The organism is Klebsiella sp. Ech2A, from assembly GCF_030078455.1.
Lineage (GTDB): Bacteria > Pseudomonadota > Gammaproteobacteria > Enterobacterales > Enterobacteriaceae > Klebsiella > Klebsiella terrigena.
In genome coordinates this window covers 1-9,382 of sequence record NZ_JAQGFU010000175.1, presented here as the reverse complement: position 1 = coordinate 9,382, position 9,382 = coordinate 1, and the positions used below count along the sequence as shown (strand labels likewise).

Genomic DNA, 9,382 nt, shown 5'->3' with positions numbered 1-9,382 from the left:
TTAAGGGCCGGGGATGGGCGAGCTGTCGCTGCTTGCCGGAGGGCCGCTGCGCGCTCCGCTCGCCGGCGAAGCGGTGACGGTGCGCTTTCGCGCCGGCGGCAATCTGCATATCGTCGGTCGTCACGGCGGGCGCAAGCTGAAGAAAATCTGGCAGGAGCTGGGTATCGCGCCCTGGCGCCGCGATACCACGCCGCTGCTGTTTTACGGCGAAACGCTCATTGCTGCCGCGGATTTGCTGTTTATTACCCGTGAAGGGGAAGCGCAGGATAGCGAGGGCGTACGGCTGGTATGGAGGAAAACGGGCGGCTAGGCCACCCGTTTTTATTCAGGACTCACTCACCACCACGGTACCGATTTGCGGGTGACTGAAGCTGGCGATGGTATCGAGGCGTAGCTCGCGACTGTTGTCGCCAAGTTCCACCACCAGATACTCGATATTTTTGCGCGAGATAAGATCGTTTGCCTTCGCCTGCAGCTGCTCACCATCTTTGAGCGCCAGCGTCAGCACCAGATGATGCTGGCAGGCCAGTTCGAGATTGTCATAATCATCGCAGTTGATGGGTTGATAAGTATCATTCATTGACATAATCGCTCACCAGTAAGTTTGCTGCCGCATAGGCGGCCTTTTCCCTGACTGACTCCGAAAGGGCCTCATCCGCCGCAATTTCATTCAATACTTTCAACACGCAACCCAGCGCATTCGGGATATACCCCAGGTCTCCGCTGGCTATTTCCGCATACCGCTTGCGTATTAACTCACAATATTGGTCCACATGCCCTCCTGTCAGTATTCTGACTCAACCGTGGGATGCAAGTTTAAGCCTACGAAGATAAACTCTGTTTAGCAAGGTGACTATACCATAGTCATTTAAGCAATATCAGCAGGATGAAAAGCGATCCCTCGATTGTCGACAGCCTTTTGTCGCCAGTTTCGCTACAATGTACGCCATTTTTTTCAGGAGTTTTTCCATGGCGCTGAAAGCGACGATTTATAAAGCGACGGTAAATGTAGCCGATATGGATCGCAACCGGTTTATTGATGCCAGCCTGACGCTGGCGCAGCATCCGTCTGAAACCCAGGAGCGCATGATGTTGCGCCTGCTGGCGTGGATTAAGTATGCCGACGAGCGGCTGCAGTTTACCCGCGGCCTCTCCTCGGATGACGAGGCCGAGCTGTGGCTGCTCAACGACCATCTGGGGGTCGATCTGTGGATTGAGCTCGGATTACCGGACGACAAGCGGATTAAAAAAGCCTGCTCGCGTTCGCAGGAAGTGGCATTGTTTGCCTACAATAGCCGGGCGGCCGAGGTTTGGTGGCAGCAGAATAAGAGTAAAATGGCGCAGTTCAGCAAGCTGACGGTCTGGTATCTGGACGATGCGCAGCTGGAGCAGCTCAGCGCCTTTGCCGATCGCACGATGATCCTGCAAGCCACCATTCAGGACGGCAGCATCTGGTTATCTGACGCTAAGAATAATCTGGAAATTCATTTAACGGCCTGGCAGCCGGCGGCATGATTACCTTTAGCCGCAGCGTCTCTATTGCGGAGGATGAAGTCTCCCTGACGGGGATCCGCGCGCAGGGCGCGGGCGGTCAGCACGTGAATAAAGCGTCAACCGCGATCCACCTGCGCTTTGATATTAAGGCTTCGAGCCTGCCTGAGTACTACAAGGAGCGTTTGCTCAGCGCCAGTCACCACTTAATTTCTGCCGACGGTGTGGTTATCATTAAGGCTCAGGAATACCGCAGCCAGGAGATGAATCGCGAAGCGGCGATCGCTCGCCTGATTGCGCTGATACAAGAATTAACCGTAGCGCAAAAAAGTCGCCGGGAAACGCGACCAACCCGAGCATCAAAAGAGCGTCGGCTTGCTTCTAAGTCGCAAAAATCATCGGTCAAAGCGCTGCGTGGGAAAGTTCGTCAGTAGGCGATGCGACGAACGGGTGGCATGGATTATAAGGAATTTACAGTGAAGAAAATCATATTCTCAGTGGCGGCGGCCTGTTCGCTCTTTGCGCTGTTTGGCTGCAATCATCGGGCAGAAGTTGAGACGCTGCAGCCGGCGGCGATGACGGAGCTGAAGCCGATGCAGCAGAGCTGGCGCGGGATACTGCCGTGCGCCGATTGCGAAGGCATCGAAACCTCGCTGTTTCTCGAAAAAGACGGCAGCTGGGTGATGAATGAACGCTACCAGGGCGTGACCCGCGAGCCGTCATCGTTCGCGTCGTACGGTACCTGGGCCCGCACCGCGGACAAGCTGGTATTGACCGATAGCAAAGGGGAGAAATCCTACTATCGCGCGAAGGGCGACAAGCTGGAGATGCTCGATCGCGAAGGCAACCCGATTGAGTCAACGCTGAACTACACCCTCGAGTCGGTGAAAGCCAGCCTGCCGACCACGCCGATGGCGATGCGCGGCATGTATTTCTATATGGCGGATGCGGCGACCTTTACCGATTGCGCCACCGGCAAACGAACTGCGGTTGCCAATAATGCCCAGCTTGAGCGGGATTATGCCGCCGCGCGCGGAACGGATACGCGTCCGGTACTGCTGGTGGTGGAAGGGCACTTTACCCTCGAGCCTAACCCTGACAGCGGTGAAATGGTGAAAACGCTGACGGCGGATAAGGACGTGAAGTTTATTCCCGGCAAAGAGTGTAGCCAGTAAGAAGGTTGCTCCGATAAAAAAAGGCCTCGCAGATGCGAGGCCTTTTTGCATTCAGGCGCGGAATTAACCTTTAATGGCGTTAACCAGGTAGTTCACGATGTCGCCCGTTTTGATCAGCTGTTTTTCACCGACGCGACGATGCTTATATTCGATATCGTCATTGTCGAGGTTGCGGTCGCCCAGCACGATGGTGTGCGGAATACCGATCAGCTCCATATCGGCAAACATCACGCCCGGACGCTCTTTGCGGTCGTCCATCAGGACTTCAATGCCCTGGGCGCGCAGTTCGCTGTACAGCTTCTCGGCCAGCTCCTGCACGCGGTAGGATTTGTGCATGTTCATCGGCAGAATCGCCACCTGGAAAGGCGCGATAGCTTCCGGCCAGATGATGCCGCGATCGTCATAGTTCTGCTCGATAGCTGCGGCTACCACGCGGGTTACCCCGATGCCGTAGCAGCCCATCGTCAGCACCTGGTTGCGGCCATCTTCGCCCTGCACCGAGGCGTTCAGCGCCTGGGAGTACTTGGTGCCCAGCTGGAAGATGTGGCCGACTTCGATGCCGCGTTTGATCAGCAGCGTACCCTGACCGTCCGGGCTCGGGTCGCCGGCGACAACGTTACGGATGTCGGCGACTTCCGGGGTGGCAACGTCGCGATCCCAGTTGATGCCGAAGTAGTGTTTGCCATCAACGTTAGCGCCAGCGGCGAAATCGCTCATTGCCGCAACGGTACGGTCGATAACGACCGGAACCGGCATGTTGACCGGACCGAGAGAGCCAGGGCCCGCTTTGACAATCGCGCGGATCTCTTCTTCGGTGGCGAAAGTCAGCGGGCTGGCAACCTGCGGCAGTTTCTCCGCTTTGACTTCGTTCAGCTCGTGGTCACCGCGAACCAGCAGGGCAACCAGCGGATAAGCGCTGCCTTCCACCGCTTTAACCAGCAGCGTTTTCACGGTCTTCTCAACCGGCAGATTAAACTGCTCAACCAGCTCGGCGATGGTTTTGGCGTTCGGCGTATCGACCAGCGTCATTTCCTCAGCGGCGGCGGCGCGCGGCTCTTTCGGCGCAATGGCTTCGGCAAATTCGATATTGGCGGCGAAGTCGGAGCTGTCGGAGAAGATCACGTCATCTTCGCCGCTCTGTGCCAGAACCTGGAATTCGTGCGATGCGCTTCCGCCGATAGAGCCGGTGTCAGCCTGTACCGCGCGGAAATCGAGACCCATGCGGGAGAAGATTTTGCTGTAGGCGGCATACATCGCGTCGTAGGTTTCCTGCAACGATTCCTGAGTCGTATGGAAAGAGTAGGCGTCTTTCATCAGGAACTCGCGCGAACGCATCACGCCAAAGCGCGGGCGAACTTCATCGCGGAACTTGGTCTGGATCTGGAAGAAGTTCAGCGGCAGCTGCTTATAAGAGTTCAGCTCGTTGCGGATCAGGTCAGTGATCACCTCTTCATGCGTTGGGCCGAGGACGAACGGGCGATCGCCGCGATCGACGAAGCGCAGCAGTTCCGGACCGTATTGCTCCCAGCGACCGCTCTCCTGCCACAGGTCTGCCGGCTGAACGACCGGCATAGACACCTCGATAGCACCGGCGTTGTTCATCTCTTCACGCACGATGTTTTCGACTTTTTTCAGAACGCGCAGGCCGGTTGGCAGCCAGATGTATAATCCGGAGGCCAGCTTGCGGATCATCCCGGCGCGCAGCATCAGCTGATGGCTGATGACTTCGGCGTCGGCAGGTGTCTCCTTTTGGGTGGAGAGCAGATATTGGCTAGTACGCATGTTGTTACGGTTCCATTTGGACGATCGGAACAGGCTGGAGGGCCAGCCTGAAACAAAAAAAGTGGTTTAGTTTACCAGTGTGGCAAAGATGCCAAAAGAGAGGAAAATAAAATTAGCGTGGTTCCAGAGAAAAGACTTCAAAACCGGACGCAATCACGCGCCAGCGCACGTTAAAATCGAGCAGCCAGACGGCGTAAGTTTTTCCTGCTTCTTCCTCTTTACGATAGGCCGGGCGCGGGTCCTGCGCCAGAACTTCGCGAATGAACGCCTTAAGCTGCGGGTAGCGCTTTTCCAGCAGCGCAAGCTGCGCGTCCATCTCCGGCGTAAAGCTGACCGTCATTTCCGCCAGCGGCGCCTGCTGGGCGTAGCTGGCGCTGGCATCCGGCAGCGCTTCGGCAAACGGCAGATAGGGTTTGATATCAACGACCGGCGTACCGTCGACCAGGTCGAGGCTGCCTAGCTCAAGTATCACCCGATCTTTCTGGCAGCGAACGCCCTTGAGCTCGACCAGCGACATGCCGATCGGGTTTGGCCGGAAGGTTGAGCGCGTGGCGAAAACGCCCATTCGCGCATTGCCGCCGAGGCGAGGAGGGCGCACGGTAGGCCGCCAGCCGCCGTCCATGGTTTGATGAAAAACAAACAATACCCACAGATGGCTGAAGTTTTCCAGGCCGCGCACGGCGTCGGCCAGGTTATAGGGGGGCAGAAGATGCAGCTCGCCGCCGCCGTTTTTCACCAGCCCGGGCTGGCGAGGTACGGCAAACTTTTCTTTATACGGCGAGCGAATAACACCTATCTGCGCAAACTCAAAAGAACTCATTGCGCCGAAACGTTAAGCGCAGAGCCAAGGCAAACGGCCTGGCGATAGCATCCCGGCGTACCGCTGGTGACTTCGCATCTGTGCAGCAGGACCGCGTTAGCTTTCATTCTCGCGGCGTTAATTTGCAGACGCTTGCGGGCGGTAGGGATGTTCGGCGGTGAATCCTGATTTGAGGCCTGGCATGACTCACCGGTGACTTCACCCAGATCGCGGAAAGGCTTGCCGACCAGCGCTGACGCATCGGTATAGATCCTCACCGGTGCCGGGCGCACGGCTTTGGGTTTTGCCGGTTCCGATTTGGCAGGTGCCGTTGCCGTGCTTTGTACAGGTTCGACGGGAGATCTGCTTAGCATAGAGCAACCGCTTAACATGAGTGCTAACAAACAGACCGGTAAAGCACGCATAGTATTTCCTCAATGAATAATAAAACAGGGCGCTATTGAATCAGGTGCTTGCATAAATGACAAGACGGGCATAAAGCCCGTCCTGAATGATATTACGGTGAAAAAAGATTACCAGCCTTTCACTGCGCCGCCGTTAAAGATTTTATTCGCGGCTTCGTTAACTTCATCGCTCTGGTAAGCCTGAACGAATTTCTTAACATTTTCCGCATCCTTATTGTCTTCGCGAGCAACAATCAGGTTAACGTACGGAGAGTCTTTACCTTCAACAAAAATGCCGTCTTTTGCCGGAGTCAGGCCAATCTGGCTTGCATAGGTGGTATTGATAACCGCGAGGGCAATCTGCGCATCGTCGAGGGAGCGCGGCAGCTGCGGTGCTTCCAGCTCAACAATCTTCAGGTTTTTCGGGTTCTCAATGATATCCAGAGAGGTCGGCAGCAGGCCAACGCCTTCTTTCAGCTTGATCAGACCCGCCTGCTGCAGCAGCAGCAGAGAACGGCCGAGGTTAGTCGGATCGTTAGGAATGGCAATCTGGGAGCCCGGCTGCAGTTCGTCGAGGGTTTTAATTTTCTTGGAGTAACCGGCAATCGGATAAACAAAGGAGTTGCCGACGGCGACCAGCTTATAGCCGCGGTCTTTAATCTGCTGGTCGAGGTAAGGCTTGTGCTGGAAGGCGTTAACGTCGATGTCGCCTTTGCTCAGCGCTTCGTTCGGCAGAACGTAGTCGTTGAACGTGACCAGCTCAACGTCGAGACCATATTTCTCTTTAGCGACTTTCTGCGCCACTTCAGCAACCTGCTGCTCAGCACCGACGATGACGCCGACTTTAATATGGTTCGGATCTTTTTCATCCTGACCGCAGCCCACCAGAGCCAGAGAACCGATTAACGCGCCTACTGCCGCAAAGGTTTTAAAATTAAAGGCCATGCTATTTCCTTCCTGTAAGAGTCTGTGTGTACACGCGTCGTCCAGGCCGCACGGAGGCGCCCTGAACGATGTTGTGTCGATAATGTTATTTGTGAGTCACAGCCCGGACGATACGGTCGCCAGAGAATTGAATTAAATAAACCAGAATAACCAGTAATACCAGCACGGTATTCATTACCGTGGCGTTGTAGCCGATGTAGCCGTACTGATAGCCAATCTGCCCCAGACCACCGGCGCCGACCGCGCCGCCCATGGCGGAATAACCGACCAGGGTAATGAGCGTAATCGTCGCGGCGTTCACCAGACCCGGCAGCGCTTCAGGTAGCAGGACCTTACGCACGATCTGCATCGGCGTGGCGCCCATCGCGCGGGATGCTTCGATAAGACCCGTTGGGATCTCGAGCAGCGCGTTCTCCACCATGCGGGCGATAAACGGCGCGGCGCCAACCGTCAGCGGCACAATGGCCGCCTGCAGGCCGATGGACGTACCGACAATCACGCGGGTGAAGGGAATCATCCACACCAGCAGGATAATAAAAGGTATCGAGCGGAAGATGTTCACCAGCGCCGACAGGGTACGGTAGAGTTTGGCGTTAGCGGCAATCTGCCCCGGGCGGGTGACGTACAGCAGCACGCCTACCGGCAGGCCGAGGACAAAACCGAAAAAGCCGGAGACAAAGGTCATTGCCAGCGTTTCCCACACGCCGCGCAACAGCAGCCAGATCGTTGCCTCAGACATATCCCAGTACCTCTACTTTTACATGATTTTCCTGCAGCCAGGCGATTGCCGCCCGGGTGTCTTCCTGCGTGCCGTGCATCTCGGTCAGCATAATGCCGAACTTCACGCCGCCGGCGTAATCCATCTGCGCGCTGATAATGTTGTTATTTACATTAAAGCGACGGGCGGTTTCAGAGAGCAGCGGAGCATCGACGGAGTGGCCGGTAAACTCCATGCGCAGCATCGGGACGCTATCGGGGAGCGCGGTTGGCTTCAGGCGTGCCTGATAGTCATCCGGAATATCCAGATGCAGCGTTGATTGAATAAACTGCTGTGCCAGCGGGGTTTTCGGATGAGAGAAGACTTCGCTCACCGTATCCTGCTCGATCAGCTGCCCGTTGCTGATGACCGCGACGCAATCGCAGATGCGTTTGACGACGTCCATCTCGTGGGTGATCAGCAGAATCGTCAGGCCGAGGCGGCGGTTGATATCCTTCAGCAGCTCTAAAATAGAGCGGGTGGTCGCCGGATCCAGCGCGCTGGTGGCTTCGTCACACAGCAGAACCTTCGGATTACTGGCCAGGGCACGGGCAATCGCCACGCGCTGCTTCTGTCCGCCCGAGAGGTTGGCGGGGTAGCTATCATGCTTGTCGGCCAGGCCGACGAGATCCAGCAGCTCGGTCACGCGGCGTTTAATCTCCGCCGGCGGGGTATTGTCCAGCTCGAGGGGGAGCGCCACGTTGCCGAAAACGGTACGCGATGACAGCAGGTTAAAGTGCTGGAAAATCATGCCTATCTGGCGGCGTGCGCGGGTGAGCTCTTTTTCAGAAAGCGCGGTAAGCTCCTGCCCACCCACCTGTACGCTGCCCTGGGTTGGACGCTCGAGGAGGTTTACGCAACGAATCAGCGTACTCTTACCGGCGCCGGATGCGCCGATAACGCCGTAAATTTGCCCGGCAGGAACATGCAGGCTGACATCGTTCAGCGCCTGTATGGTGCGGTTCCCCTGCTGGAACACTTTGGTGATATTCGAAAGTTTAATCATCAGTTATTTATTATCGTTTAGCCGTTTGCCGTGGCATTTTCTTCTGCCGTATCCAGGCGATGCCTGTCAATGAAATGGATGTTAAGGCATCCAGACGTCTAAATCAATCCGACTCTGTATAATGAGCACTTTCTTGCATCAGGAAACATGCGATACTAATCAGACTAGCCTTTATCAGGAGTAAACCGGTGGCACAGTCAGTACCCGCAATTTTTCTCGACCGTGATGGCACGATTAATGTCGATCACGGCTATGTCCACGAAATCGATAATTTTGAATTTATCGATGGCGTAATTGATGCAATGCGTCAATTAAAGGAGATGGGCTTCGCCCTGGTGGTCGTCACCAACCAGTCCGGTATCGCCCGCGGTAAGTTTAGCGAAGCGCAGTTTGAAACGCTGACTGAGTGGATGGACTGGTCGCTGGCCGACCGCGGCGTCGATCTGGACGGTATCTACTATTGTCCGCATCATCCGCAGGGCACCGTTGAAGAATACCGCCAGACCTGCGATTGCCGTAAGCCGCATCCGGGGATGCTTATCTCCGCGCGTGACTACCTTAATATAGATATGGCCGCTTCTTATATGGTAGGCGACAAAGTTGAAGATATGCAGGCAGCTCTGGCGGCGGATATTGGCACTAAAGTGCTGGTACGCACCGGCAAGCCGGTGACGGCTGATGCGGAAAGTGCCGCTGACTGGGTGCTTAATAGCCTCGCAGACCTGCCGGCAGCCATCAAAAAGCAGCAAAAATAAGCGTTACGTATAAAAGATGAGCGGTTGAAATAAAATTGTATTTTTCCGCTTGTCATTCCCGGCGGGCTCCCTATAATGCGCCTCCATCGACACGGCGGATGTGAATCACTTCACAGCAACTAGCCGGTTCGGTTGAAGAGAAAAAATCCTGAATTAAAGGGTTGACTCTGAAAGAGGAAAGCGTAATATACGCCACCTCGCAACGGTGAGCGAAAGCCGCGTTGCACTGCTCTTTAACAATTTATCAGACAATCTGTGTGGGCACTCA

The 9,382-nt window shown here is 55.7% G+C and carries 12 protein-coding genes and 1 pseudogene; 5 read left to right on the top strand and 8 right to left on the bottom strand.

Going from position 1 to position 9,382, the window contains the following annotated elements; translation table 11 throughout:
- Window positions 1–10: 10 nt before the first annotated feature.
- Window positions 11–310, top strand: a pseudogene (gene tilS, locus PFH44_RS21805) (tRNA lysidine(34) synthetase TilS); the annotation flags it as partial.
- A 15-nt stretch (window positions 311–325) separates the two neighbouring features.
- Here the strand turns inward: tilS and rof are convergent.
- Window positions 326–586, bottom strand: a complete 261-nt coding sequence (gene rof, locus PFH44_RS21800) for a Rho-binding antiterminator (RefSeq protein WP_045859728.1) — start codon at window positions 584–586, stop codon at window positions 326–328.
- Window positions 573–773, bottom strand: a complete 201-nt coding sequence (locus PFH44_RS21795; protein ID WP_041144146.1) for a YaeP family protein — start codon at window positions 771–773, stop codon at window positions 573–575. The genes rof and PFH44_RS21795 overlap by 14 nt, the downstream gene beginning before the upstream one ends.
- A gap of 196 nt (window positions 774–969) precedes the next feature.
- Here PFH44_RS21795 and PFH44_RS21790 point away from each other — a divergent pair, with 196 nt between their 5' ends.
- The 3 genes from PFH44_RS21790 to nlpE are packed head-to-tail and all read left to right on the top strand — an operon-like array spanning window position 970 to window position 2,666.
- Window positions 970–1,515 carry a YaeQ family protein gene (locus tag PFH44_RS21790; protein WP_045859726.1) on the top strand — a complete coding sequence of 182 codons (546 nt, stop codon included), beginning with the start codon at window positions 970–972 and terminating at the stop codon, window positions 1,513–1,515.
- Entirely contained in the window at window positions 1,512–1,925 is a 414-nt protein-coding gene (gene arfB / locus PFH44_RS21785; protein WP_123710046.1) for an alternative ribosome rescue aminoacyl-tRNA hydrolase ArfB, read from the top strand. Before PFH44_RS21790 ends, arfB begins: the two co-directional genes overlap by 4 nt.
- A gap of 42 nt (window positions 1,926–1,967) precedes the next feature.
- On the top strand, window positions 1,968–2,666 hold the full coding sequence (gene nlpE, locus PFH44_RS21780; protein ID WP_143717181.1) for an envelope stress response activation lipoprotein NlpE: 699 nt from the start codon (window positions 1,968–1,970) through the stop codon (window positions 2,664–2,666).
- Between the two features lie 63 nt (window positions 2,667–2,729).
- Here the strand turns inward: nlpE and proS are convergent, their stop codons facing one another.
- The 6 genes from proS to metN all read right to left on the bottom strand — a co-directional run bounded on the left by proS (window position 2,730) and on the right by metN (window position 8,359).
- Window positions 2,730–4,448 (bottom strand): proline--tRNA ligase, encoded by a 1,719-nt coding sequence (gene proS, locus PFH44_RS21775; protein ID WP_045859721.1) that lies wholly within the window; start codon window positions 4,446–4,448, stop codon window positions 2,730–2,732.
- A gap of 112 nt (window positions 4,449–4,560) precedes the next feature.
- Window positions 4,561–5,268: a tRNA (N6-threonylcarbamoyladenosine(37)-N6)-methyltransferase TrmO gene (tsaA, locus tag PFH44_RS21770; protein ID WP_283826116.1), complete on the bottom strand. Its 708-nt coding sequence runs from the start codon at window positions 5,266–5,268 to the stop codon at window positions 4,561–4,563.
- Window positions 5,265–5,672 (bottom strand): Rcs stress response system protein RcsF, encoded by a 408-nt coding sequence (rcsF, locus tag PFH44_RS21765; protein WP_045859718.1) that lies wholly within the window; start codon window positions 5,670–5,672, stop codon window positions 5,265–5,267. The genes tsaA and rcsF overlap by 4 nt, the downstream gene beginning before the upstream one ends.
- Window positions 5,673–5,780: 108 nt before the next feature.
- Window positions 5,781–6,596, bottom strand: a complete 816-nt coding sequence (locus PFH44_RS21760) for a MetQ/NlpA family lipoprotein (protein ID WP_045859716.1) — start codon at window positions 6,594–6,596, stop codon at window positions 5,781–5,783.
- Between the two features lie 85 nt (window positions 6,597–6,681).
- Window positions 6,682–7,335, bottom strand: coding sequence for a methionine ABC transporter permease MetI (locus PFH44_RS21755; protein WP_283826114.1), 654 nt, complete (start codon window positions 7,333–7,335; stop codon window positions 6,682–6,684).
- A complete protein-coding gene (gene metN, locus PFH44_RS21750; protein WP_045859714.1) occupies window positions 7,328–8,359 on the bottom strand; it encodes a methionine ABC transporter ATP-binding protein MetN in 1,032 nt (343 codons plus the stop codon). The genes PFH44_RS21755 and metN overlap by 8 nt, the downstream gene beginning before the upstream one ends.
- A 188-nt stretch (window positions 8,360–8,547) precedes the next feature.
- Between metN and gmhB the strand changes: the two genes are divergently transcribed.
- On the top strand, window positions 8,548–9,114 hold the full coding sequence (gene gmhB, locus PFH44_RS21745) for a D-glycero-beta-D-manno-heptose 1,7-bisphosphate 7-phosphatase (RefSeq protein WP_041144156.1): 567 nt from the start codon (window positions 8,548–8,550) through the stop codon (window positions 9,112–9,114).
- Window positions 9,115–9,382: the final 268 nt, after the last annotated feature.